Consider the following 23,690-nt stretch of genomic DNA (forward strand, 5'->3'; position numbering starts at 1 on the left):
GGCCGGACCGCACGCGGGCCGACGGACGGGATCGCCGCTCCCGAGCCGTTCCGCGGTTCCGTCCGAACAGGACGCGCGCGTCCGTAGCGGACGGTGGCTAAAGGACACTCCGACACGATGGTGGTCGCCCTGGCGGGTGGCGTCGCCGTCGACCGGTTCGGGTATCCGAAGACCCGGAGCGCCTGGCGGTCCGACCCGGACAGGTGCGGGTGGACCGCGAGGTGGTGTCATGGCCGGCAAGGGCGCGCCGAAGACCAAGCAGACCAGGAAGTTGTTCGAGCGCTTCGGGAAGCTCCAGTGGGCCGTGTTCCTGATCGGCGTCTTCCACGTCGTGACGGTCTTATACCCCCTCTTCCCCTTCGACACCTCCGGCAAGCTGCTGCGCTTCTGCACGGGGTTCCTGGGCATCGTGATGGCGCGCCGCTGGGACCACGCCCGCCGGTTCGGCATCGCCCTGCTGGTGGGCTACGGCGGGCTGGTGTTCGCCGAGCTGTGCGCGCCCGAGACGCTGGAGCCGGTGACGCTGATCTACGGCCGCACGGCGCTGAGCGGGGCGTTCATCATCCTGCTCTCGTTCAAGCACCAGGGCAGACTCGGCACGTGATCGACTTCTAGGATTCCCGGCATGACGACCCACCCCGACGTGCGTCCCGCGACCCGAGCGGTCGACACCTACCTGGAGCGGATCGGCTACCGCGGCGACGTGACACCGGGCGTGGACGTGCTGCGGGCGCTGCACCGGGCGCACCTGGCCACCGTGCCGTTCGAGAACCTCGACGTGCACCTGGGCGCGGTCGTGCCGCTGGACCGGGCCGCGATCCTGGACAAGGTGGTGGCGCGGCGGCGCGGCGGGTACTGCTTCGAGCTGAACACCGCGTTCGGCGCGCTGCTGGAGGCGCTGGGGTTCGAGGTGTCACTGGCGTGCGCCGCGATCGGCCCGCGCGACGCGGAGGAACCCTTGTGGGGCAACCACATGGCGCTGCTGGTGCGCGTCGACGGCGGCACGTGGGTCGCCGACGTCGGCATGGGCCAGGGTTTCGTGGAGCCGCTCCCCCTGCGGCCGGGACCGCACGACCGCGCCGGGTTCGACTTCGAGGTGGCGCGCGACGACCACTGGTGGGTCGGGCTGCACCGGTTCGGCAGGCTGCCGGGGTACCTGCTGCGCGAGGAGCCGCACGAGCTGGAGTGGTTCGAGCCGCACCACCAGCGCCAGTCCACCGATCCGGAGTCGTCGTTCGTGCGGCGGCTGCTGGCGCAGAGGCCGCACGACGACCACGTGCTGACGCTGGTCGGCACCAAGCTGTTCTCCAACGGTCCCGCGGGCGGGACCGAGGTGCCGGTGGAGACGGCCGAGGAGTTCGCCGCCGTGCTGGCCGAGCGGTTCGACGTGCCGGTGGCCGATGTGGACACCGACCGCCTGTTCCGGTTCGCCAGCGCCCCGACCACCTGAGCGGCCGGGGCGCTCCTCGCTAATGGCCCGCGAGCACCGAGCGGTCGCGGACGAGCTTGCCGTTGGGGGTCCGAGGCAGGGCGCGCAGCACGCGGAACGCGGCGGGCTGCTTGAAGTCGGCGAGCTGCTCGCCGCACCACGCCGCGACGGCCGTCTCGTCCAGGTCGTCCGACGAGGTGGCGACGTAGGCCTCCACCGCGTCGTCGTGCACCACGATCGCCTCGTTCACGAGCGGGTGCAGGCGCAGCGCGTCCTCGATCTCCAGCAGGTCCACCTTGTACCCGCCCAGGATCACCAGCGAGTCCGCGCGGCCCATGAGGGTCAGCGAACCGTCCGCGCGGAGCTCGCCCCGGTCACCGGTGCGCCACCAGCCGTCCTCGTAGCGCACCTGCTCGGGTTCGCTGAGGTAGGGCGAGCGGTCGAGGCCGACCTCCACCTGCCCGTCGCGCACGCGCAGCCGGACGCCCTCGCACACCCGGCCCACCGCGGGCCGGGTGCCGCCGGTGACGTCCATCGTGAGGATGCCGGTCTCCGTGCTGCCGTAGCCCTGCCCCACGGGCAGGCCGTAGCGCGCGGCGAAGGCCTGCTCGACCTCCGGCTTGATCAGCTCGCCGCCCGCGAGCACGCAGCGCAGCGCGGGCAGCGGCGGCGGGTCCTCGACCCGTGCCATGGCGTCGTAGTGCACCGGCATGCCGGTGATCATCACGACGCCGTGCGAGGCCGCCATGCCGATCATGTCCCGGCCCGAGCGCTGCGCGGAGAACACCAGGTGCACGCCCACGTCGAGCGACCGCAGCAGGCCGAACACCAGGCCGAAGCTGTGCACCGAGGAGCTGAGCAGCAGCACCTTCTCCCCCGCCCCCGGCAGGTCCGGCAGGGCGTTGAAGACGTCGATCTCGGCGCACAGCGAGTCCGCGGTGCGCCCGATGACCTTGGGCAGACCGGTGGAACCCGAGCTGAACTGCACCAGGCGGTGGTCGGTGGTCGCGGCGCGGCCGTCGGAGCGCCGCTCGGTCAGCAGCTCGTAGCGTTCGGCGAACGGCAGCGGCTTGCGCCCTCCGGACTCGGCGCGCACCACGAACTGCGGGCGGCACCGCTCCCGCACCGCCTCGAGTTCGACCGGTGCGAGCCGCGGGTCGACCACCATGACCTGCGCGCCGAGCGTCCAGAGCGCGAGCAGCGCCTCGAACTGGCTGAAACTCGACGGCACCTGGAGCGCCACCGTGCTGCCGGGGCGCACGCCCGAGGCGGCGAACGCCTCCGCCTCGGCGGCGACGGCCGCGCGCAGCCCGCCGCGGGTGAGGGTGCGCTGGTGGGTCGCGAACGGGGCGTCGTCGGCGCCCTTGGCGAGCAGGTCGGTGATCAGGTCCTCGATCAGGACCCCCATCAGCTCTCCCTGCAGAACTCGCCGATGGGGTAGCCCACGTGCCGCTGGTCGGTCGCGACGTAGCCGAGCAGCTCGTGGCCGCTCTCCAGCTCGGTGACGTTGAGGACCTTGCCGCCGGGGCCGAGCACGCGGACGTGCCAGTCGTCCTGCACGATCAGGCTCACCTGGACGCCCTCGGGCGAGTGCGCGGTGATCGTGAGCAGCGGCCGGGACTCGAGCTTTGCTCTCCCGACGACGACGCGGCGCGTCCTGCCCTCGGCGTTGACCGCGAGGACGGTGCCGCCGGAGCGCAGCTCGCTGAGGTAGTTGGTCCGGTTGTCCGGCCCCATCACGTAGGAGTGCAGCGCGCCCGCGTTGACCCGGAACGGCCGGGTCGGCATGTACGGCAGCGGGTGCGTCTCGCTGCAGCACAGCACGAAACCGGTGGAGAAGGAGCCGACGAGGATGCCCTCGTCCTCCTCGAAGTGCGAGCAGGTGTCCACGCACACCCGGTCGCCGAGACCGCTGTGCACCACCGACTCCACCGTCAGCGTCGTCAGTTCGAGCGGCGGCGTGGTCGCCTCCATCAGCCGCTGCACGCCGAACACGTCGTCGGCGTTGCGCGGGGCCAGCATGACGCCGTCGGAGCCGTGCTCCAGGACGTCGAGCACGATGCCGACCTCCTCGAGGTCGGCGCACACGCAGATCAGCTCGCCCTCGGCGCGGTCGGCCGCGGCGATCACGATCTCCAGCGGGATCTTCGTGGGGTCGGTGAAGGCCACGACGGTGTGCGGCAGCTCCACCGCCGCCAGGCACGCGAGGCTCAGCGTGCGGTCGTCGCGCACCTGCACGAACGCGGCCCTGCCGGTGCCGCGCAGGTCGTGCACCCCGTCCTCGTCGTGCACGACCTGCGCCACCACGGCGCCCTGGGCGTCGTCGGGCGGTGGTGTGCCGTCGGGGAGCAGCAGCACGCGGGTCACCGTGGGCGGCAGTGTCGCGAGCACCGCCGGGTCGGCCGCGACGACACCGCGCACACGGGCGTGCACTGCGGCGTCGACGACTCCTTCGAGCCGGGCCTGGGGAACCTGTCGGACGTCGATCCAAGCGAATTTCACGCGGCACCTGTCGTGGTCGTGATGGGGTGATCGGCGTGGACGCCGTTGTGGGCGGCCTCGTGGACGGCGGAGGCGAGTCCGGCCACGAGGCTGCGGGGCGCGGGGTCGGTGAAGACGCGGCGTCCGATGGCGAGCCCGGAGCACCCGGCGCGCATGGCGGCCGCCGCGTAGCCGATCGGGTCGGCGCTGTCGACCGGGCCGCCCGCCGCGAGCACGGGGATGGGGCAGTTGGCGACGACCTCGGCCATCCGCCCGATCGGCAGGGCCATCGAGGTCTTCACGATGTCCGCGCCGAGGTCGGCGGCGATGTTGACCACGTGCGACAGCAGCACCGGGTCGTACGGGTCGGCCACGCGCGGGCCGCGGGCGTAGACCATCGCGATCAGCGGCACGTTCCACCGGTCGCAGGACGCCGCGACGGTGCCGAGGTCGGCGAGCTGCCGCTCCTCGGTGTCCGAGCCGATGTTGACGTGCACGCTCACCGCGTCGGCCCCCAGCCGCAGCGCCTCCTCGACGTCGCCGACCAGCACCTTGGCGTTGGTGTCGGACGAGTGCGCCGTTCCCGCGCTGAGGTGGACGACCAGTGCGCAGTCGCCGAGCAGGACCGGGTCGATCAGCCGGACCCTGCCCTTGTGGACGACGATGGCGTCGGCGCCGCCCGCGACGAGCGCGGCGATCAGACCGTCCCAGCGCTGGTTGGGCACGACCGGACCGTCCGACACGCTGTGGTCCAGGGGGACGAACAGGTACTTGCCGTCGCGCGGCCGCGATAGCCGCCGCAGCCGCAGCGCTTTCCGGGAGTGAGTCACGCAGTACCGCTCCTTTATATCGGTCAATTCCCAGGAGATCAGAAAAGAGCTGAATGAGGCAGTATCAAGGGGAGATAACCCGCCAGTTATACCCCCCATTCGAACTCCTCCTGCGTCCTATCGGAGCAATTCCACAATCCATTCGGTCCACTCCGACCGGATCGAATGCAATAGGGTGAACGCGTGCGATTAGAACTTCGTCATCTCCACGTCGTGCTGGCCGTCGCGGCGGCGGGCAGCATCAGGAGGGCGGCCATGTCGTTGAAGATCGCGCAACCGGGCCTCACGGCCCAGCTCAGGAGGATCGAGCGGACGTTCGGCGGCCAGCTGTTCGTGCGGGCGCCCAACGGCGTGGAGCTGACCGACCTCGGCGAGCACGTCGTCCTGCGCGCGCAGGAGGTCGTGGACAAGTTCGACGACCTGTGCGCGACCGCCCGCAAGATCGCGGAGCGGTCGCAGCCCGCGTCCATCCAGCTGGGCGGCGTGACCGGCGCGCTCATCCCGCAGCTGGTGTCCGCGGTGCGGGAAGTGTTGCCGGAACAGGACATCACCTCGCAGATGGAGCGGACCGGCGAGGCGGTGATGGATCACGTGCGCACGGAGAAGCTCGACCTGGCGGTCATGGCGGAGTTCGCGCGCACCCCGCGGCAACCGCCCTTCGGCGTGCTCCGGAGACCGCTGCTGACCGAACCCGTCTTCGTCGCGCTCCCCGCTGGACACCGCTTGGCCGACCGCGCCGAGCTCGACCTGACCGACCTGTCCGACGAGTGGTGGACCATGCCGGAGGAGTCGGTCGGCGGCCCCCGGTCGACGTTCCAGCTCACCTGCGAGGCGGCGGGCTTCACCCCCAGGTTCGCCCACTTCGGCGCGGACCTCGACACCGCGCTGGAACTCGTCCGTTCGGAGAACACCGTCGCGGGCGTCCACCCGACGATCCACGACGTCGCCGGAATCGTCGTCAAACCCCTCTTCGGGAATCCGCTGCACCGGCGCCTGGTTTTGGTGTGGCCGGAGACGTCCGCGTTGGCCGACGTGATCGACCGCGTCCACGCGGGATTCATCGCCGGATATTTGCGCCACGCGCAGCGCAGCGCGCTTTATTCGCGGTGGTGGAACGCGGGCGGCGAGGAATTCGCGCGGGATTCCGGATAACGACACGCGGGAGTCTCCCCGTCGACGGGCGCGCCGCCGCGACCACTCCGGTCCCGCCGCCGACGCTCCCCCGGCACCGCGGCGCGACGCCGGTCAGCGCGCGTGCGTCGAGGCCAGTTCCAGCAGCTCCTGGAAGTCGCGGGCGCATTCGCCGGTCCACACCACCGTGCCCACGGCCAGCAGCACCAGCAGGACGGCGGGCCAGTTCAGGCGCGGGCGCGGGGCCATCAGGGCCGACACGCGGCGGGGCACCGTGCCCGGAGCGGGGCCCAGCGCCATGAGGGTGCCGAGCGGGCCGCGGTCGGCCTTGGCCGCCAGGGCGGCGACGCCGATGGCGCGGGCGACGTGGCGGCGGTCGCCGAGTTCCGCGGCGGCGGACTCGTCGGCCACCCGTTCGACCAGGTAGGCGACCTGGCGGGCGACCGGCCACAGCGCGGGGTGGGCGGTGGCGGCCAGGCGGGTGATCCACACCAGCCGGTGGTGGTCGCCCGCCAGGTGGGCGCGTTCGTGGGCGATCAGGGCACCGCGCTGGCGCTCGTCCAGCACCTCGAGCATCCCGGTGGTCACCACGATCCGCCGCGGCAGGCCGGGCAGGGCGAACGCGGCGACCCGGTCGTCGGCCACGGTCACCAGGTCGCCCCGCGACTCCAGGCCCTCGACCGCGCCACGGGCCGCGCGCACCGCGGCGCGACGGCCGTGCCAGCGCCACGCGACCATCGGCGCGGCCAGCACCACCCATGCCAGCGAGACCCACGAGACCCAGGGCACGTGGGCGGTGTCGGCGACGACCGCCTCGGCGGACAGCCCGCCCAGCGCGGCGATGGCGGGCACCTCGACCAGCGCCTTGACCGCGAACAGCAGCAGCGTCACCGTGCTCGCCGCGGCGGCGACCGCGGCGGACCAGGCGAACACCCGCAGCGCCGCTTCCGGGCGGAGCCGGTCGATCATCAGGTGCGCGCCGAGCACCACGAGCAGCGGGGTCGCCAGCACGGACCAGGCGAAGTGGTCGAACATCCGGTTCCCTTCGGTGTGGGAGGACAGTGTCCTACGCCGCAGGCCTCCCGGCCGGGCGGTGTGGATCTGTACCATTCGCCGCGTGAGCGACGGCGGCACGACCGAGGACGCGGTTCCACCCTCCCGACGCCAGCCCGGCGCACTGGCCGCCGAAGTCCTCACCGTGCTCGGTGCCAGCGACTCGGCGTTGACGCCCGCGGAGGTCCGCGACCTGCTCGACCCGTCCGGCTCGCTGTCCTACAGCACCGTGGTCACCACGCTGACCAGGTTGCACGACAAGAAGATGGCGACCCGCGTCCGCGACGGGCGGGCCTTCCGCTACTCCGCGGCCGCCGAACCGTCCGCCCTCGTCGCGTGGCGGATGCGCAGGCTGCTCGACAGCGACCCGGACCACGCCTCCGTGCTCACCCGGTTCGTCGGCTCGTTGAACGAGAAGGACGAGCGGCTGCTGCGGGACCTGCTCGGCAAGCTCGACTGACGCCCACACGGTGGTGGACCCGCACTTGACAAGGTGACACCCGGACCTTCTACAGTCGTGTCGCAAGTCGACGGCACCGCGCCGGACCGACTCCTCGGGCGCGAAGGGCAGCGGACCACATGCCGCCGAAACGGGCGGGCTTCGAAGAGGCCGTCGAGTGGATCACCAGGCACGTCGAGACCGGTGAGTGGCCGCTGAACTCGCGGATCCCCAGCCAGGACGAGCTGATCGAGTCCCTCGGCGTCGGCCGCGCGGTCGTCCGCCAAGCCATCAGGACCATGTCCGCCAACGGCGTGCTGGAGAGCGCGCGCGGCCGCGGGACCTTCGTCCGGGCGCGCACCGCCGTCGACGCGGTGCTCCGCGACCACCTGCGCGACCAGCCCGCGGCGCGGACGCTGCAACTGCGCAGGGCGCTGGAGGTCGAGGCCACCGGGCTCGCCGCCGCCCACCGCGCCGACGAGCACCTGGCGATCCTGCGCGCCTCCCTCGTCGCGCCGCCGCAGCAGTGCTGGACGTCGACCTACCAGGCCGCGAGCGGCCGGACCGACGTCGCGCTGGACGTCTTCCACACCACCGTTTTCGCCGCCTCCCGCAACCCGCTGCTCACCGAACTCCACCGGTGCGCCGTCGCCGCCCTGCGGTTCGCCCGGCTGGAACCGCAGTCCGCGGTGGACCGCGCTTCCGACCACGCGCGGATCTTCGCCGCGATCGACCGCGGCGACGTCGAGGCGGCCCACCTCGCCGCCGCCGCGCACGCCGACCGCGACTCCACCGCCCACGAATAAACCTTTTCCACGCCCCGAAAGCGCGGCGGCCCCAGCAGTGCGATTCCACGCGATCCCGACTGCGAAAGGGAAACAGCGTCCGCGGAACACTGTTGGGCGATCGACACGCCTCCGACGACCGTGCTTGAATCCGTTGTCCGCCGTTCGGCCCAACATCGCCGCGGTGTCGTCGTGCGACCGCAGGCCCGGAAACAAGCCGCCACGGGCGAAGAGGTGAAGTGTGCCGGAGCCTGGAGTGGCACCGGATCTGCTGGAGTTCGCCCGCCGCTGGGCGGCGACCCTGCGCGGCGTCGACGCCGGGGGTGCCGAGCTGGAGACCATGGTCGTCAGGCTCGCGCGGGAACTCAGGAGAACCGGGGAAAGCGCTGTCCGCCACGCCGACGAGCGGTTCGCCGCGTTCTACCGGACCTGCCCCACCGCCGTGGTGCTCACCGATCCGACCGGGGCGATCGCCGCGGCCAACCCGTCGTTCCTGCGGCTGGTGGGCCTGCCGGACGAGAAGGTCCTGATCGGGGACCACATCTCGGGGATCGGCGCCGCCGAAGGCGATCGGACCGCGTTGCGCGAGGCGCTCGACGACCTCGGCGACGCGGCCGGGAACCCGGTGCTCGACGACATCGAGATCGGCGGGGCCGACGACACGACCAGGCGGGTGCGGATGTCGGTCACGACGTTGCCGGACGAGGGCGCCGCGCACCCGATCTTCATGTTCGAGGACATGCACGAGCTGCGCCTGCTGCAGGAGACCTTCGAGTACCAGAGCCTGCACGACTCGGTGACCGGACTGCCGAACGCCGCGCACTTCCGCTCCAAGCTGGAGGCCATGACCGGCACCGGCACGGTGGAGCGGATCGCCCTGCTGCACCTGGACATCGACGGGTTCAAGGTCGTCAGCGACGGGCTCGGCATCGTCGTCGCCCAGCGCGTGCTGCGCGGTGTCGCGGGCGCGCTGCGGCTGGTGTTCGCGGGCCACGGCGCGTTCATCGCCCGGCTGTACGGCGACGTGTTCGCCGTGGCGCTGCGCGGCGATCCCACCTCGACGACCGTGGTGGAGCTGACCGAGCGCGCGATCGCCGAACTCGCCAAGCCCGTCCAGGTCGGCGGCGGCATCGGGGTGGGGGTGAGCGCCAGCGTCGGCATCGTGCTGGCCGACCTGCCCGGCGCCGCGCGCACCGACATGATGCGTTCGGCGGAAATGGCCCTGCACCGGGCGAAGGAGCTCGGCAAGGCCCAGTGGGTGCTGTTCGACCCCGCCGCGGGCAAGGCCTTCCGCGAGCGCTACCGGCTCGCCGCGGCCATCGCGGGCGCGATGGAGAACGGCGAGATGACCGTCGCCTACCAACCGCACGTGGTGCTGCCCGACGGGCAGGTCGTGACCTCGCTCAACGCCGCGCTGCGCTGGGACCACCCCGAGCTCGGCCGGTTGAAGTCGGACGTGTTCTACCCGCTGGCCGAGACCACCGGCCTGACCGTGGCCCTGGGCCGGTACCTGCTCGCCGAGGCGCTGCGCACCACGGCGGACTGGCGGACCAGGTTCGGCCCGGACATCCCGATGGTGTGCCTGACGCTGCCGCAGCGGATGGCCGTCGACGGCGACCTCGTGGGCATCGTCCTGGCGGAACTCGCCCGCAACGACCTCGACCCGCGCGACCTCATGCTGTGCACGGACAGCCCGTCGCTGCTGGACGAGCGCGGCGACCTCATCGAGTCCATCGGCCACCTGGCGGGCCTCGGCGTGCTGTTCATCCTCAACATCACCGGGCTGACGGACCTGGAACTGCTGCCCGCGCTGGGGGTTCCCGCGCCCGCGGTGATGCTGATCGGCGCGATCGTCGACGTGCTGGACACCGACGACCCGCCGGAGTGGGCCAAGCGCAACGTCCGCCAACTCGTCGAGCGGGCCGAGGAACTGGGTGTCAAGGTCGGCGCGTACGGAGTGGACTCCCAGCAGCACGCCGAGGTGCTCTTCGGGCTCGGCGTCGTGGTCGGTACAGGCCCCTACCTGCCGGAGCACGTCACCCGCGAGGAGGCGGAGGTCTGGATCGGCCGCAGCTACCCGATGGGGTAGCGCGCGGCCGTCCGTCCGACGCCGGTCTACTCGACGCCGATCATGACCTCGGTCGACTTCACCAGCGCCGTCACCGGCTGCCCGACCCGCAGGCCGAGATCGGCCACGGCGTCCATGGTGATCGACGCGGTCACCTGCTGCCCGCCGTCGAGGTCCACGGTCACCACGGCCATGACCGCACCGTCCTTGATCGACGCCACGGTTCCGGTCAGCTGGTTGCGGGTGGACAGTCGCACGTGCACTCCTCGGGATCGCCAACGATGACCGGGGCAGCGTACGCGGCTTCCGGATCGCTTGTCCGCCAACGGTTTCCGCTGCGATCCGCAGGTGCGTCGACGATCACGGACGGTCGCCCCGCACGCGCGGGGACCGCTTCCCGTCGCGGCGGCAGACGAGGATGTCGGCCCAGTACTCCGATCGGCTGACGCCCACTCGTGCGCACACGCGGGGAGCTCCCGTCAGGTGGTGGACGAGCCGTCGATCCCCTCCGCCGGGTACGGGGTCAGCCTGCTCTCGCGTTGGAACCCGCGGTAGAAGTCCGTCATCACCTCGGCCACCGGGGCGTGGCGGGTGAGGATCTCCGCGACCCGCGGCGGAACCCCCGTCGGGCGTTCCCCTCGGGCGCAGGCGCGGACGAACTCGGCGCGCTCGTCCCCTTTGTACCCGTACAGCGCCGTGACGAGCCAGATCACCAGGTGGGTGGCGGTGTAGCGGCGGTCGTAGGCCTGGTGCCCGGCGAAGAAGTCCGCCTCCCGTTCGGACAGGTCGAATCCGGAGGAGATCGCGAGGCCGTAGTCCGCGAAGTACAGGCGTTCGCCGTCGGTCAGGACGTTCTGGAAGTGGCCGTCGAAGTGCAGGAGGCCGCGGGAGTTCATGAACGAGGTGCCTGCCCGCAGTTCCTCCTCGACCATGGCGCAGGTGGCCCCGATGTCCTCGTCGCCCGCGTCGACCTTGGCCCCCAGCCAGTCGTGCAGGTTGTGCGGGATGTGCTCCAGGAACAGCGCGATGCTCGCCGAGGAGTCCCGCAGGGCCTCGATCCGGCGACGCACCTCCGCTCCGCCTCCCCAGTGGGCCACGGCCCTGTCCACATCGGCCAGTTCCTCCGGGAGCGACTGCCCGTGGTGCGGCAGCACCCGCCAGTGGTGCATCAGCGGGAAGCCCTCGTGGTCCCGCGCGAGCACCCACTCCGTCGTCGTGGTGTGGACGGCCAGTTCCCGCCACGCCCCGAAACCCGGCCCCCCGATGGTCCCGACGCCGTAGTGGCAGAAGTCGGGCAGCCCGAAGAGGTTCGCGGTGGAGCGGACGTTCTCCGGCCGCGTCTCCAGATCCGTCAGCGGCACCCGCTTGACGAAGACCGGGGTCCCGCCGACGTCCAGCAGCGCCGCCGTCCCACCGATGCCCGATCCCAGCGGCTCGGCCCGGTCCACGAGGTCGAGCAGTTCACGGTCGTCGCACCGGGCCAGAGCCGCGGAGACGGCATCGTGGGCGGCCAGCCTCGCGCCGTGCGACCTGTCGACGACTGCCTCCCCGTGGGCATCGATCCCGCTGGAACACCTTCCCGGTTCCACCGTACGTGGTGATCGACAACGGGTCGGGCGGACGGCCACCGCTCAGCGGATGAGACCCGCGCGCCTGCGCACCCAGGACTGCGACCGGCCGCACTCGGCGGCGATCGTCTTCCAGCTCAGGCCCGCCGCGCGGCGGTCGGCGAGGTAGGCGGCGACGTCGGGGTGGCCGAACCGCTCCGCCACGGCCGCGGCTCCGTCCCGGACCCGGCGGCGCGAGGTCGCGTGGGAGACGCGGGTGAGGCCGTGCCTGGTCAACGCGGTCTGCACGGCGGTGCGGCTCAGTCCGGTCTCGGCGGCGACGGCCTGCACCGAGCGGGCCTGGCGCAGGTGCCGGTCGCGCAGGTACTCCGGCACGCCGCCGAAACCCAGCTCGGCGAGGACCGGCAGCCACGGGGCGTCGAGGCGGCGGACGCGGGCGTGCTCGGCGATCGCGGCCGCCGTGTCGGGGTCGACGGTCCTCAGGTGGCGGGACAGCCAGTCCTTGTGCAGTCCGGCCTCGCGGCTGATCGCGGCGAGGCTGTGCCCGGCCAGGACCCGGTCGGTGACCAGCGCGCCGACGTCGGGGAAGCCGAGTTCGGCGGCGGCCTTGGCCGCGACGGTGCGGAGCCGGACGAGCGCGTGCCGCCGGATGCCGTCGTTGCGCGCTTCCGGTGAGATCGAGGCGAGCGAGCGCAACGTCTTGCGGCGCCGCTGCTCGGGGTGCCTGCGCCCGCGCGCGGCCTGGGCGGCGGCCTCGGTCAGCGCGCCGGAACGGGCGCGGTGCTCACCTTCCGCGCACCACGCCCGGACGGCGGGGTCGGTCTCCCGCCGCCTGCGCAGCGCGTCGGCACGGCGCCGCCGGGTGCTCGCGCCCTCCAGCGGGGCGTTGCGCTCCAGGCCGAACTCCCCGCGGTAGGCGAGGTCGTCCGTGCCGTGCGCGCGCAGGTGGGCGAGCACGGACTTGAACCAGCGGCCGCACACGTGGCACAGGACCCGGTCGCCCTCGTGCACGACCGAACCGATCGGCGCGTGCTCGGCGAGGGTCACGGCGGCTCCTCCACTAGTCACACTGAGACTAGAGCAGCCGTCCACGGGGGTAAAGGGTCACGATCGGGGGATCAGCGCGGGTCGAGGGAGGCGGGCGTGGCACCCTCGGCCAGCGCGACCTCGTCGACCCAGCCGCACCGCGGCTCACCGGGCGGCAGGTCGAAGGCGGCGACGTAGGGCTTGATGTCGACGATCGGCGTCCCGTCAAGCAGGTCCACACCCGCGAACCGCACAGTCGTGCCCTCCACGCCCAGCAGCCGCACCAGGCTGAGTCCGATCGGGTTGACCCGGCGCGGGCTGCGGGTCGCGAACAGCCCAACCGGACGAGGGGTGCGGCGCAGCAGGTACGGGACCTGGACCAACGGCGCCTCCCCGGTCTCGCCATGCCGGTCGAGCCAGCTCACCAGCCACGCGTAGTCGAAGCCGTCCAACTCCGCCAGACCCTCGGCGAACTCCTCCGCGACGTGCACGGCACCGTGTTCGGCCCGGTTGAGACCGGCCTGCACGGGCGTGTCCGCCTTGGTCGTCCTGGCGGTGCGGGCGACACCGACGACCGTCAACGGGCAGGTATCCACCCGCCCGACCCTGCGCACCCGTGGTTCCGCGTCCGCGGCGTTGCAGAGCCGCTGGCTCCGCTCGCGCGGGTACGGGCTGATCGACCGGTGGCCGCGCGCCGCGGTCTAGAGTCGTCGGATGGTTTCCGGCGACCTGACCACGTGGCTGCTCGACTCCGACCCCGCGCTGCGCTGGCAGGTCGAACGCGACCTGGTGGGCGCGCCGCCCGAGGTGTGGCGGGCGACGCGGGCGGAGGTCGCGACCGAGGGCTTCGGCGCGCGGCTGCTCGCGCTCCAGGACCCCGACGGCCAGTGGGCGGGCGGCGCGTTCTTCCCCGCGCCCGCGCCCGACGCGCCGAAGGAGGAGGGGCAGCCGTGGACGGCCACGACGTGGACGCTCAACTCCTTGCGCGAGTGGGGCTTGGACGCCGCCGTCCCGCGTGGGCGCCGCACCGTCGAACTGCTGGAGGAGAACTGCCGCTGGGAGTACGAGGAGCTGCCCTACTGGGGCGGCGAGGTCGACTGCTGCATCAACTCCTGGACCGTCTCCAACGGGCTGTGGCTGGGCGCCGACGTCACCGGCGTCGTCGACTGGTTCGTCGAGCACCGGCTGCCCGACGGCGGCTGGAACTGCGAGTGGGTGGAGGGTTCGACGCGCTCCTCGTTCCACTCGACCCTCAACGCCCTCAAGGCGCTGCTCGACCACGAGATCGCGACCGGCGGCACCGAGGCGACCCGTGCCGCCCGCCGCTCCGGCGAGGAGTACCTCCTGCGGCGCGACCTCCTGCGCAGGCTCTCGACCGGTGAACCCGTGGGCCCGTGGGTGAACCGCTTCGCCTACCCGATGCGCTGGGCCTACAACGCGCTCAACGCGACCGACTACTTCCGCCGGGCCACCGCGTTCGACGGCACCGCGCCCGACCCGCGGATCGCCGACGCGGTCGACCTGGTCCGCGCCGCCCGCCTGCCCGACGGCACGTGGCTCCAGGGCGAGGTGCAGCCGGGCCGGATCTGGTTCGAGGTCGACGTGCCCGCGGGCGAACCGTCGAAGTGGCTGACCCTGCACGGCACGCGCGTCCTCACCTGGTGGGACGCCGCCGCGGGCTGACCGGTCCCCTCACCCGCGCCCGTCCAGGAAGAACTCCGCCAGCGAGTCGGCCAGCGCGTCCGGCGCCTCCTCCGCCACGTGGTGCCCGGAGTCGATCCCGTGCCCGCGCACGTCGGGCGCCCAGTCCCGCCAGATCCGCAGCGGATCGCCGTACAGGTCCTCGAGGTCGTCCTTCAGCGACCACAGGGCCAGTGCCGGGCACCCGATCCGCCTGCCCGCGCTCCGATCGGCCTCCTCGTGGTAGCGGTCGATGGCCAGGCCCGCGCGGTAGTCCTCCAACATCGCCCGCACCACGTCGGGCCTCCTCATAGCCTCCCGCCACTCGTCGTGGTTCTCCTGCCCCATCACCCGCGGATCGCCGCGGTACCAGCGATCCGGATCCGCGGTGATCACCCGCTCGGGGATGTCGGGCTGGGCGAAGAAGAACCAGTGCCACCACTGCGTGGCGAACTTCGCGGTGATGCGCGACAGGTGCTCGCTGATCGGCAGGCAGTCCACGAACGCGACCCGCGACACCGCCTCGGGGTGGTCGAGCACCAGGCGCAGCGCCACCGCGCCACCGCGATCGTGCCCGGCGAGCAAGAACCGCTCGTGCCCCAACGACCGCATCACGGCCACCGCGTCCCCGGCCACGACCCGCTTCGAGTAGCCCTCGTGATCGGCGGTGAAGGCCGGTCCGCGCGACCGGCCGTAACCGCGGAGATCGGGGCACACGACCGCGAACCCCGCCGCGACCAGCTTCGGCGCGACCCGGTGCCAGGTCGCCGAGGTCCGGGGGTGCCCGTGCAGCAGCAGCACCGGCGTCCCCCGTCCCCCGAACCGGGTGAAGATGGATGCCCCGTCCACCTCGATCTGCTTCGACTCGAAGTCCTCGAACATCTCGCCAGCATCGCCCAACCCCGACCGGCCCGCGACCGCCGGCACGGAGTCGGCAGCACTGCCCCACGCCACCCCGCCGAGGATTTCCGTCAACTGACAACGTGTCCGCGCGACCTCGTGACGCGGTCGCCGGTGGATAGCGTGGGTGGTTCACACCACGGAGGTGGCATGCACCGCACACGCGTCCGTCGTGGGCACCGGCGCCCCGCCCTGCTGATCACCGCGCTGCTCTCGGTCGCCGCGCTCACCGCCGGCAACGCCGGGGTGACCGCCGCTCCCCTCGACGAGCCGTCGCACCACTGGCAGCTCGACCACTGGCCGCAGCAGCAACCGTGGCAGCAGTCCCGCGACTCCGCCCGCGTGGCGGCGCAAGCCGGGTTCCCCGTCCCCGTCGACCCGCAGAACTGGGTCAACCCCGACCACATGACGTGGGAGCGGGACTACCGGAAGATCCCCGGCACCGACTGGGCCGACCCGTCGACCAGGGGTTCGGTGCGCAACTTCAAGGGCGCGCTGGTCCTGCTGGACTACCCGAACCAGCCGTTCGTCGTGACGCAGCCCGCGCGGTCGACGGTGTTCGGCAACCCCAGCGCCGAGGCGAGCGGCGTCCCGCGCGACCAGGTCGCCGGGTTCTACCAGGACTTCCTCAACAAGCCGAACGGCATCAACCGCGGCCACACCGTGAACGAGTACTGGATGGAGGACTCCGGCGGGCGCTACGGCGTCGACCTGACCGGGTTCGGCCCGTACACGATGCCGGGCAAGGACCACGAGTACGCCATGGAGTTCCAGGGCGGCACCGCCTGCCCCGCGGGCGACACGTGCAACCGCAACATCCGCACCGACGGCAACGCCGCCTGGCTCGCCGACGTCGGCGCGGAAGTGCCCAAGGGGTACGACTTCGTCTACTTCCTGTCCGCGGGCCAGGACGAGTCCGGGACGTGGCAGGAGTTCGGGATGATGAAGTTCCCGACCAAGGAGGACGTGACCGACGAGTTCGGCCCGCCCGACCCCGCCCTGCCGAACTGGTCGCGCACCCGCTACGTCGACTGGACGTCGTGGGCCGCGGGCTCCAGCATCTGGCCCAACGCCGGCGGCGGCTCGTCCACGCAGGCCGAAAGCTCCGGTCAGGGCGTGTACGCGCACGAGCTGAGCCACCTGCTCGGCATCGGCGACAACTACGGCAACCCCTACGGCAGTCCGCCGCGCCGCGACTACAACGGCATCTGGGACATGCTGTCGCGCGGCTCGTTCAACGGTCCCGGCGGCCCGCACTCCCGCTGGGTCGTCCCGGCGACCGCGGGCGGGTCCATGGGCTCGCAGCACATGCTCCGCAACAAGATCAAGCTCGGCATCGTCGACGAGCGCAACGTGCTGCGGCTGTCCAGGGAGGCGCTGGCCGACTCCGGCCTGGTCGTCGCGCAGGTCACCGCCCGCACCGTCCAGTCGGGGCCCGACGGGCTGGCGGGCGTCAACATCGCGCTCGGCACCGGCGACCTCTCGCCCGCCTGCGACATCCGGACCGACCCGTTCTGCGACGGCGGCGGGTACCAGAACTACACCGTCGAGGTCGTGGACCGGATGGGCGTCGACTCGTTCACGCCGGACGCCGGCGTGCTGCTGGCCAAGACCAAGAACGAGGACCAGGCGCCGTTCGCGTGGGTCGTGGACGCCAATCCGCAGGACATCGGCATGACCGACTACGTCCTGCCGGACGGGACCGCCGTGCCCATCACGGTCGGCGACTACCGGCAACTGTCGGACGCCCTGTTCCACGCGGGCACGAACTCCGGCAGCGAGTACGAGTACGTCGACCAGGCCAACCGGCTGCACTTCTACGTGCTGGACGTCGAACGTGACGGCCAGGGCGTCCTGTCCTACACGGTGGCCATCCGCTCGCTGGACGGCGCGAGCCCGCGGCAGCGCGGCGTCCGGGTGATGCCGGCGATCGGCCGCACCGGCTCGGACGGCGTGGCGACGTGCCGGTTCCCGCTGCTCAACACCGGTCGCGCCGCCGCTCCCGCCGGGCAGCACCCGGAGCCCGTCGCCCAGTACCTCGACGGCGACGTGTACCGGGTGTCGGCGAAGGCGGCGGGGAGCGGCTGGTCCGTCGTGGTGCCCAACGCCCTCGCGACCGCGAAGTCCGGCGGCCGGGTGGAGGTGCCCGTGCACGCGAAGCGCAACGGTGGTCCGCCGGTGTCGAAGGTGACCCTCACGGCCACGTCGGAAAGCGATCCGACCAAGACCGCGACCGCCTCCTGCACCGTGGTCGGGAGGTGACGGCCGGAATTCACCGGAGATGTTCATGAATGATATTCATCAACTAACAGGATAGGCTCTCCTAAATCCTTTCGAATTGCGAATCCCGATCCGTGGTGGCACCGTTCTACCCGACCCGAACCGATTTCCACCACGGAAAGCAGGAACCGAAGTGACCACCACCGAGAATCCGGCGATGCCGTCCGTCCACGAGTGCACCGTGAGCGGCTGCTCTTACAACCACGACGGCTGCCACGCCTTCGCCATCACCGTGCGCGGCGAGAACGGCGCCGCCGACTGCGGCACCTTCATCCCGCTGGGCACCAAGGGAGGCCTGGAGAAGGTCGTGGCGCAGGTGGGCGCGTGTTCGCGCACCGACTGCGTCCACAACGCCTCCCTGGAGTGCACGGCGAAGAGCGTCCGCATCGGCGCGGGTAAGGGCGACCACCTCGCGAACTGCCTGACCTACCAGCGGAACTGATCGCGCTTCCGCCTCGACATCCGGAACACCCGAAAGCATGACAGGAGCGCGGTACCGCTCATGTCGTGCGGAGTACCGGAACCGCTCGCCGCGGTGGTCGCAGGCGGCAGGAGTTCTCCATTGGCTTGTGACCGCCCCATGTCCGCGGATCGGCGGACATGGGGCACTTCGCCATAACGCGCTTTTTACCCGACCTCAAGACAATGGCGCAGCACACGCGCTACGCCACCCGATTCAGCAAGCCGTGGTCCGCGCGGCGGAGTCGGAACACAGCGACCGGCTCGTCCCGCGGCGGAACGTCATCCGGCCGCGGCGCGGACGGCGGCGAGCGCCCGGTCGCTGAGCCGGGCGAGTTCGTCGATCCCACCCCGGCCGCCGTGCTGGAGCCAGCTGGCGGTGGCGGCGTCGAGGCAGGCCAGCGCGGTGGCCACGATCGCCTCGCCGCGCAGGCCGGGCGGGTCGTCGCTGTCGCCGAGGCGGCGTTCGACCTCGGGGGCGAGGTGTTCCTGCCACCGCAGGTGCTTCTCCAGGTGGGCGGCCCGCAGGCCGGGGCTGGTGAGGACCAGTCGCGCGATCGCGATGCCCCGGCCCGGATCGACGTGGGCGCCCAACGCGCGGAGCGCGTGACCCAGCGCGTCCCAGATCGGCTCGTCGTCCGGACGTGCCCGCAGCGCTTCCAGGATCATCGGGCCCTGTTCGGCGAGGTCGCCGAAGACGATGTCCTCCTTCGTGCCGAAGTAGCGGAAGAAGGACCGCTTGGAGATCCCGGCCGCGGTCACCACCTGTTCGACGGTGGTGTCCTCGAAGCCCTGAGCCGCGAACAGCTCCATCGCCACGTCCACGACCTCGTCACGGACCCGCTTGCGGGTCCGTTCCCACATCGGCCCCTCGGCTGCCGCCCCTGGCCGCGCCTGGCGCGTCGTCATGCCGCACACGGTAACAGGCTGTGCCCGTCCGGCATTCAACGCCTTGTTGACATCAAGTGCTAGGTTGGCACTCAATGCCAACGAAGGAGCACTCATGCCTCTCGACCACCGCGGCGCACTGACGCTCGTCACCGGAGCCAGCTCGGGGATCGGCGCCGAGTTCGCCCGCCACCTGGCCCGACGGGGCTCGGACCTCGTCCTCGTCGCCCGCCGGGCGGAGCGCCTCGAAGCACTGGCCGCGGAACTGACCGCCGCGCACGGCGTGACCGTCACCGTGCTCGCCCACGACCTCGCGAAGCCCGATGCCGCCGCACGCGTCGCCGCCCAGCTCCGCGAGCGCGGCCTGCGGCTGACCGGGCTGGTGAACAACGCGGGCTTCGGCACGCACGCGCCGTTCGAGCAGGAGGACCCCGAGCGGCTGCGCACCGAGATCGCCCTCGACGTCCAAGCCGTCGTCGAGCTGACCAGGACGTTCATCGACGACCTGCGCGCGGCCGATCACGGGCTGCTGATCAACGTCGCGAGCATGGCCGCGTACAACCCGGTGCCGCGGATGGCCGTCTACGGCGCGACCAAGGCGTTCGTCCTCAGCTTCACCGAAGCCCTCTGGTACGAGCACCGCGGCACCGGCCTGCGCGTGCTGGCCCTGTCCCCCGGCGCCACCGAGACCGAGTTCTTCGACACCGCGGGCGACCAGGCCGCGGGCGGCCAACGGCTCCAGACGCCGAAGCAGGTCGTCGAGACCGCGCTGCGCGCGCTGGATCGGCGCAATCCACCGCCCAGCATCGCCGTCGGCCGGGTGAACCGGCTGACGGTCGTGCTCGGCAGGCTCGCGAGCCGCAAGCGCTCGGTCATGCTGATGGGCAGGCTGACCACGGCGGCGGCGACCGCTGCCCGGTGACGCCGATCCCGTCCTGGGCACCTCGGCCGGAGCCGCCGCGGGCACCCTGCCGGACGCCATGGCGGTCTTCGCCGACATCGGCAGGCTCGCGCTCGTCCGGGGTCGACCAGACCACCTGGCTGAACGCCTCGTCGCGCCGCCAGTGCTCCGGGGCCAGCGGGCGCTGGTAGCTCTCGGCCTCCGGTGAGCGGTCGAGCACCACCACGTGGCCAGCAGTGGCGTCGGCCTCGCCCCGGCGCAGGTCGTCGGCTCCGGGTGCACCGCCCGCTGCCTCCAGCGCGAGACAGCCCCCTCCGCACGACACCCACCCCCCCGGTTGTCCACACAGGACGCTCGCCCTCACGGCGGAGCAGGACACAGGGGTTTCTTGTAGGGATTCCCCCGCTGTGCGCGGCCGAACGGGCTCATACCGTGATGACCACGGGGAGCATTCCCGCGGACAACATCCATCTCGCACGCAGGACGGCGGATTCGCTGTCCTCGTTGTCGCGCGAAAAAAGAGGGGGAACCACGTCATGCGCACATTCATGCGGGTCTTCGTCGTGGGCGCGTCGATCGCCGCGCTCACGGCGACCGCGCAGCAGACAGCCTTGGCCGCACCTACCGAGAACTCCGACGTCCTCGCCGCCATGCAGCGGGACCTCGGCCTGACCGCCGCCCAGAGCACCCAACTGCGTGCACGGCAGGACAGGGCGGTCGCGGTCGACAGCGGCCTCCGCACGTCGCTCGGAACGGCGTACGCCGGATCGTGGTTCGACCCGGCGACGGGCGCGCTGAACGTCAACGTCAGCGACCCGGCGCGGACCCTGGACGTGGTGCGCGCCGGGGCGCGGGGCCACGTCGTCGAGCACAGCGGGGCGACGCTGGAGGCGATCAAGACCGAACTCGACACCGCGGCCGACGCGGAGGACTCGTCGTCCACCGACGGCCTGGCGTCCTGGCACACCGACCCGAAGACCAACAGCGTGGTCGTCTCCGTGGTCAAGGGGCAGCACCCGGCGGCGCTCGACGCCCTCGGGCGGCACGGCGACGCCGTCGAGGTCGAGTACGTCGACCAGGCCCCGGAGACCACGAAGTGGATCAACGGCGGCGAGGTCATCTACAGCGGTGGCAGCCGGTGCTCGGCGGGCTTCAACCTCAACGACCCCGCCACCGGGCAGACCTACATGCTGACCGCGGGCCACTGCGTCGAGCCCGGTGACGACGTCGACGGCGAGGACCACGAGTTCTTCGGCACCGTGACGGAGAGCTTCTTCCCGCACTGGGATCACGCGCTGGTGAAGGCCGAGAACGCCTCCTACTGGCAGCAGGGCCCGTACGTGCAGTCCGACGCCGCCCACGGCGGCTACATCACCGTCGGCCAGCCGCAGGACCTGCCCGTGGGCACCGCCATGTGCAAGTACGGCAGCACCACCGCGTGGACCTGCGGCACCATCCTCGCCAAGGACGAGACGGTGAACTACTCCGGTGTCGCGGAGCCGGTGCTCTACCTCACCCGGACCAACGCGTGCACCGAGCCCGGTGACTCGGGCGGGGCCAACGTGGGCTACGGGACCGGCTGGACGGCCGAGGGCGTGACCAGCGGCGGCGCGCTGGTGGAGGTCGACGGCCGCAAGCGGTGCCGTGCCGCCGCAGGCCTGGACAACATCTCGTTCTACTACCCCGTCGCCAAGGCGCTGGCGTGGTACGGGCCCAGGTTCAACGTGCGGGTCATGTGACCTCTCCCCACCACGAAGCCGGGCCCGACACCCCAGTCGGGCCCGGCTCCCCCGCGCCGTCCGGGAATCCCGTCGTCAGGCGGGGCCGCGAACCGTAGGGTGCTCCGCGATGCGGAGGTGATCACCGAGGGCGACCCGATCCTCGTCGCACCGACCGCGCGGGGAAGAGGGACCATGAAGCCATCGGACGCCGCGCGCGCAGTGGCCGCGAGCATGTCCACGGCCGCCGCGCTCGGTCTGGTCGCCGACGAGGCGGTCGTCCTCCAGGACTCGAACAGGATCACCCTGCGCCTGCTGCCGTGCGACGTCCTGATCAGGGTGGCGCCCGCGGCGCACCAGGCCGCGCGGTTCGAGGTCGACCTCGCCCAAGCGCTCACCGCGTCCGGCAGCCCGGTGGCCGCCCTCGAGCCCAGGGTGGAGCCGCGCGTCCACGAGCGCGACGGCTTCGTGGTCACGCTGTGGGCCTACCACGAACCCCTTGCCCGCCAGGAGATCCCACCGGCCGACTACGCCGACGCGCTCGTGCGGCTGCACGCCGGAATGCGCGGGATCGACGTCCCCACGCCGCGGTTCACGGATCGGATCGAGGAGGCCCGACGACTCGTGGCCGACCGCGACCTCACTCCGGCGCTCGTCGACGCGGACCGGCGGCTCCTCGGCGACGCGTTGCGGAGCCTGAAGCGGATGATCGGCGAGCGCGGCGCCCCCGAGCAGCTGCTGCACGGCGAACCGCACCCCGGCAACGTGCTCGACACGAAGGACGGGCTGCTGTTCGTCGACCTGGAGACGTGCTGCCGCGGCCCGGTCGAATTCGATCTCGCCCACGCGCCCGAGGAGGTCGCCGAGCACTACCCCGATGTCGACCACGACCTGCTGCGCGAGTGCCGGTTCCTGATGCTCGCGATCGTCACGACGTGGCGCTGGGACCGGGACGACCAACTCCCGGACGGGCTCAGGCTCGGCGCGGAGTGGCTCCAGCGGATCCGGGAGGACGTCGACCGGTACAGCCTGGACATCCGGCGTTGACCACCTTTTCCGGGCGGAGCCCGGCGCTCGCGACCGGCTGACGAGCGGTCGGGGCACGCCCACTCGGTGTCAGCGGGGCGCGGCGGTGATTGGATGGCGGCCATGCGGATCCTGTCGCTGCTGCCCGCGGCCACCGACATCGTGGCCGAACTCGGCCACCTGGCGGACCTGGTGGGCCGCACCCACGAGTGCGACTGGCCCGCCGAGGTCAGTGCGGTCCCGGTCGTCACGGCGGGCACGTTCGACCCGGACGCGTTGTCCAGCAAGGAGATCTCCGACGCCGTGGGCGGCAGCCACCGCGGCTCGTCGCTCTACACCCTGGACACCGACCGCGTCGCCGCCCTCGCGCCCGACGTGGTGCTGACCCAGGACCTCTGCGACGTCTGCGCGCTCTCCTACCGCCGGGTGTCGGACGCCGTGCGGGTGCTGGACGCCGACATCCGCGTGATCAGCCTCGAACCCCGCACCCTGGCCGAGGTGCTGGACTGCCTGCGCGTGGTGGGCGACGCGCTGGGCAGCGCCGACGTGGCCGCCGAGCGGATCGCGGCGTTGCGGGCGCGGCTGGACGCCGTGGAGGCGGCGGTGCTGGGCCGCGAACGGCCGCGGGTGGTGGCGGTCGAATGGCTGGACCCGCTGTGGCCCGCGGGGCACTGGGTGCCCGAGCAGATCACCGCGGCGGGCGGCACGCCGCTGCTGGCCGCGCCGGGCGAGCACACGAAGCCGATGACGTGGCAGCAGGTCCGGGACGCGGAGCCCGACGTCGTGCTGCTGCTCCCCTGCGGCCTCGCGCCCGAACGGACCGTCGCCGAACTCGGCGTGCTCACGGCCCTGCCCGGCTGGTCGGACCTGTCCGAGGTGTGGGTGCTCGACGGTCCCGCCTACTTCAACCGCCCCGGACCGCGGGTCGTGCGCGGCGCGGAAGTCCTCGCCCACGTGCTGCACGGCGTGGGCGAGGTCGACCCCGGCGAGGCGTTCAGGCTCGGGTGACCGCGGAACCGATCCGCGGT

24 protein-coding genes are annotated in these 23,690 nt (G+C 72.1%); 13 read left to right on the top strand and 11 right to left on the bottom strand.

The window, feature by feature from the left end; all coding sequences use genetic code 11:
• Window positions 1-229: 229 nt before the first annotated feature.
• Together RM788_RS01310 and RM788_RS01315 are read left to right on the top strand one after the other, a co-directional pair.
• Entirely contained in the window at window positions 230-604 is a 375-nt protein-coding gene (locus tag RM788_RS01310) for a hypothetical protein (RefSeq protein ID WP_315929586.1), read from the top strand.
• Between the two features lie 21 nt (window positions 605-625).
• Window positions 626-1,450 (top strand): arylamine N-acetyltransferase family protein, encoded by an 825-nt coding sequence (locus RM788_RS01315; RefSeq protein WP_315929587.1) that lies wholly within the window; start codon window positions 626-628, stop codon window positions 1,448-1,450.
• A gap of 19 nt (window positions 1,451-1,469) precedes the next feature.
• Here the strand turns inward: RM788_RS01315 and RM788_RS01320 are convergent, their stop codons facing one another.
• Genes RM788_RS01320 through RM788_RS01330 form a run of 3 tightly spaced genes read right to left on the bottom strand, consistent with a single transcriptional unit; the run spans window position 1,470 to window position 4,740 of the window.
• Window positions 1,470-2,837: a class I adenylate-forming enzyme family protein gene (locus RM788_RS01320; RefSeq protein ID WP_315929588.1), complete on the bottom strand. Its 1,368-nt coding sequence runs from the start codon at window positions 2,835-2,837 to the stop codon at window positions 1,470-1,472.
• Complete coding sequence (locus RM788_RS01325; RefSeq protein WP_315929589.1) at window positions 2,837-3,931, bottom strand: 3-dehydroquinate synthase II family protein; 1,095 nt, start codon at window positions 3,929-3,931, stop codon at window positions 2,837-2,839. Before RM788_RS01325 ends, RM788_RS01320 begins: the two co-directional genes overlap by 1 nt.
• A complete protein-coding gene (locus RM788_RS01330; RefSeq protein WP_315929590.1) occupies window positions 3,928-4,740 on the bottom strand; it encodes a 2-amino-3,7-dideoxy-D-threo-hept-6-ulosonate synthase in 813 nt (270 codons plus the stop codon). The genes RM788_RS01325 and RM788_RS01330 overlap by 4 nt, the downstream gene beginning before the upstream one ends.
• A gap of 183 nt (window positions 4,741-4,923) precedes the next feature.
• Here RM788_RS01330 and RM788_RS01335 point away from each other — a divergent pair, with 183 nt between their 5' ends.
• Complete coding sequence (locus RM788_RS01335; RefSeq protein WP_315929591.1) at window positions 4,924-5,892, top strand: LysR family transcriptional regulator; 969 nt, start codon at window positions 4,924-4,926, stop codon at window positions 5,890-5,892.
• A gap of 93 nt (window positions 5,893-5,985) precedes the next feature.
• On the opposite strand, the gene RM788_RS01340 is transcribed toward RM788_RS01335, so the two are convergent.
• Window positions 5,986-6,906, bottom strand: a complete 921-nt coding sequence (locus RM788_RS01340; protein WP_315929592.1) for a M56 family metallopeptidase — start codon at window positions 6,904-6,906, stop codon at window positions 5,986-5,988.
• An 82-nt stretch (window positions 6,907-6,988) separates the two neighbouring features.
• Here RM788_RS01340 and RM788_RS01345 point away from each other — a divergent pair, with 82 nt between their 5' ends.
• The 3 genes from RM788_RS01345 to RM788_RS01355 all read left to right on the top strand — a co-directional run bounded on the left by RM788_RS01345 (window position 6,989) and on the right by RM788_RS01355 (window position 10,237).
• Window positions 6,989-7,384 (top strand): BlaI/MecI/CopY family transcriptional regulator, encoded by a 396-nt coding sequence (locus RM788_RS01345; RefSeq protein WP_315929593.1) that lies wholly within the window; start codon window positions 6,989-6,991, stop codon window positions 7,382-7,384.
• 119 nt (window positions 7,385-7,503) lie between these two features.
• On the top strand, window positions 7,504-8,169 hold the full coding sequence (locus RM788_RS01350; RefSeq protein ID WP_315929594.1) for a FadR/GntR family transcriptional regulator: 666 nt from the start codon (window positions 7,504-7,506) through the stop codon (window positions 8,167-8,169).
• A 235-nt stretch (window positions 8,170-8,404) separates the two neighbouring features.
• Window positions 8,405-10,237, top strand: coding sequence for a diguanylate cyclase domain-containing protein (locus RM788_RS01355; RefSeq protein ID WP_315929595.1), 1,833 nt, complete (start codon window positions 8,405-8,407; stop codon window positions 10,235-10,237).
• A 26-nt stretch (window positions 10,238-10,263) separates the two neighbouring features.
• On the opposite strand, the gene RM788_RS01360 is transcribed toward RM788_RS01355, so the two are convergent.
• From RM788_RS01360 to tsaA, 4 genes are all read right to left on the bottom strand, one after another.
• Window positions 10,264-10,473, bottom strand: a complete 210-nt coding sequence (locus tag RM788_RS01360; RefSeq protein WP_315929596.1) for a TOBE domain-containing protein — start codon at window positions 10,471-10,473, stop codon at window positions 10,264-10,266.
• Between the two features lie 222 nt (window positions 10,474-10,695).
• Window positions 10,696-11,805, bottom strand: a complete 1,110-nt coding sequence (locus RM788_RS01365) for a hypothetical protein (protein WP_315929597.1) — start codon at window positions 11,803-11,805, stop codon at window positions 10,696-10,698.
• Window positions 11,806-11,847: 42 nt separating this feature from the next.
• Window positions 11,848-12,831, bottom strand: coding sequence for a MucR family transcriptional regulator (locus tag RM788_RS01370; protein ID WP_315929598.1), 984 nt, complete (start codon window positions 12,829-12,831; stop codon window positions 11,848-11,850).
• A gap of 71 nt (window positions 12,832-12,902) precedes the next feature.
• On the bottom strand, window positions 12,903-13,424 hold the full coding sequence (gene tsaA, locus RM788_RS01375; protein WP_315929599.1) for a tRNA (N6-threonylcarbamoyladenosine(37)-N6)-methyltransferase TrmO: 522 nt from the start codon (window positions 13,422-13,424) through the stop codon (window positions 12,903-12,905).
• A gap of 100 nt (window positions 13,425-13,524) precedes the next feature.
• Here tsaA and RM788_RS01380 point away from each other — a divergent pair, with 100 nt between their 5' ends.
• Window positions 13,525-14,493, top strand: coding sequence for a squalene cyclase (locus tag RM788_RS01380; protein WP_315929600.1), 969 nt, complete (start codon window positions 13,525-13,527; stop codon window positions 14,491-14,493).
• A 9-nt stretch (window positions 14,494-14,502) separates the two neighbouring features.
• Here the strand turns inward: RM788_RS01380 and RM788_RS01385 are convergent, their stop codons facing one another.
• On the bottom strand, window positions 14,503-15,465 hold the full coding sequence (locus tag RM788_RS01385; RefSeq protein WP_399342923.1) for an alpha/beta fold hydrolase: 963 nt from the start codon (window positions 15,463-15,465) through the stop codon (window positions 14,503-14,505).
• Window positions 15,466-15,540: 75 nt separating this feature from the next.
• On the opposite strand from RM788_RS01385, the gene RM788_RS01390 reads away from it, so the two are divergent.
• Both RM788_RS01390 and RM788_RS01395 read left to right on the top strand, forming a co-directional pair.
• Window positions 15,541-17,652 (top strand): M6 family metalloprotease domain-containing protein, encoded by a 2,112-nt coding sequence (locus RM788_RS01390; RefSeq protein ID WP_315929601.1) that lies wholly within the window; start codon window positions 15,541-15,543, stop codon window positions 17,650-17,652.
• A gap of 151 nt (window positions 17,653-17,803) precedes the next feature.
• Complete coding sequence (locus RM788_RS01395) at window positions 17,804-18,112, top strand: DUF1540 domain-containing protein (protein WP_315929602.1); 309 nt, start codon at window positions 17,804-17,806, stop codon at window positions 18,110-18,112.
• 299 nt (window positions 18,113-18,411) lie between these two features.
• On the opposite strand, the gene RM788_RS01400 is transcribed toward RM788_RS01395, so the two are convergent.
• Window positions 18,412-19,038, bottom strand: a complete 627-nt coding sequence (locus tag RM788_RS01400; RefSeq protein WP_315929603.1) for a TetR/AcrR family transcriptional regulator — start codon at window positions 19,036-19,038, stop codon at window positions 18,412-18,414.
• Between the two features lie 94 nt (window positions 19,039-19,132).
• Between RM788_RS01400 and RM788_RS01405 the strand changes: the two genes are divergently transcribed.
• Window positions 19,133-19,939 (top strand): SDR family NAD(P)-dependent oxidoreductase, encoded by an 807-nt coding sequence (locus RM788_RS01405; RefSeq protein WP_315929604.1) that lies wholly within the window; start codon window positions 19,133-19,135, stop codon window positions 19,937-19,939.
• Here RM788_RS01405 and RM788_RS01410 read toward each other — a convergent pair.
• On the bottom strand, window positions 19,890-20,243 hold the full coding sequence (locus RM788_RS01410; protein WP_315929605.1) for a hypothetical protein: 354 nt from the start codon (window positions 20,241-20,243) through the stop codon (window positions 19,890-19,892). The two genes, RM788_RS01405 and RM788_RS01410, sit on opposite strands and share 50 nt — an antisense overlap.
• Before the next feature lie 211 nt (window positions 20,244-20,454).
• Between RM788_RS01410 and RM788_RS01415 the strand changes: the two genes are divergently transcribed.
• The 3 genes from RM788_RS01415 to RM788_RS01425 all read left to right on the top strand — a co-directional run bounded on the left by RM788_RS01415 (window position 20,455) and on the right by RM788_RS01425 (window position 23,670).
• Complete coding sequence (locus RM788_RS01415; RefSeq protein ID WP_315929606.1) at window positions 20,455-21,657, top strand: S1 family peptidase; 1,203 nt, start codon at window positions 20,455-20,457, stop codon at window positions 21,655-21,657.
• 174 nt (window positions 21,658-21,831) lie between these two features.
• Complete coding sequence (locus tag RM788_RS01420) at window positions 21,832-22,683, top strand: phosphotransferase (protein WP_315929607.1); 852 nt, start codon at window positions 21,832-21,834, stop codon at window positions 22,681-22,683.
• A 93-nt stretch (window positions 22,684-22,776) separates the two neighbouring features.
• Complete coding sequence (locus tag RM788_RS01425) at window positions 22,777-23,670, top strand: ABC transporter substrate-binding protein (protein WP_315929608.1); 894 nt, start codon at window positions 22,777-22,779, stop codon at window positions 23,668-23,670.
• The last annotated feature ends 20 nt before the right edge of the window (window positions 23,671-23,690 follow it).

Source organism: Umezawaea sp. Da 62-37, from assembly GCF_032460545.1.
In the GTDB taxonomy this organism is placed as follows: domain Bacteria; phylum Actinomycetota; class Actinomycetes; order Mycobacteriales; family Pseudonocardiaceae; genus Umezawaea.

Coding starts and splice junctions, on each gene's coding strand:
- RM788_RS01310 (WP_315929586.1), top strand. CDS start 230: ATGGCCGGCAAGGGCGCGCCGAAGACCAAGCAGACCAGGAAGTTGTTC.
- RM788_RS01315 (WP_315929587.1), top strand. CDS start 626: ATGACGACCCACCCCGACGTGCGTCCCGCGACCCGAGCGGTCGACACC.
- RM788_RS01320 (WP_315929588.1), bottom strand. CDS start 2,837: ATGGGGGTCCTGATCGAGGACCTGATCACCGACCTGCTCGCCAAGGGC.
- RM788_RS01340 (WP_315929592.1), bottom strand. CDS start 6,906: ATGTTCGACCACTTCGCCTGGTCCGTGCTGGCGACCCCGCTGCTCGTG.
- RM788_RS01350 (WP_315929594.1), top strand. CDS start 7,504: ATGCCGCCGAAACGGGCGGGCTTCGAAGAGGCCGTCGAGTGGATCACC.
- RM788_RS01380 (WP_315929600.1), top strand. CDS start 13,525: ATGGTTTCCGGCGACCTGACCACGTGGCTGCTCGACTCCGACCCCGCG.
- RM788_RS01390 (WP_315929601.1), top strand. CDS start 15,541: ATGCACCGCACACGCGTCCGTCGTGGGCACCGGCGCCCCGCCCTGCTG.
- RM788_RS01400 (WP_315929603.1), bottom strand. CDS start 19,038: ATGACGACGCGCCAGGCGCGGCCAGGGGCGGCAGCCGAGGGGCCGATG.
- RM788_RS01405 (WP_315929604.1), top strand. CDS start 19,133: ATGCCTCTCGACCACCGCGGCGCACTGACGCTCGTCACCGGAGCCAGC.
- RM788_RS01415 (WP_315929606.1), top strand. CDS start 20,455: ATGCGCACATTCATGCGGGTCTTCGTCGTGGGCGCGTCGATCGCCGCG.
- RM788_RS01420 (WP_315929607.1), top strand. CDS start 21,832: ATGAAGCCATCGGACGCCGCGCGCGCAGTGGCCGCGAGCATGTCCACG.
- RM788_RS01425 (WP_315929608.1), top strand. CDS start 22,777: ATGGCGGCCATGCGGATCCTGTCGCTGCTGCCCGCGGCCACCGACATC.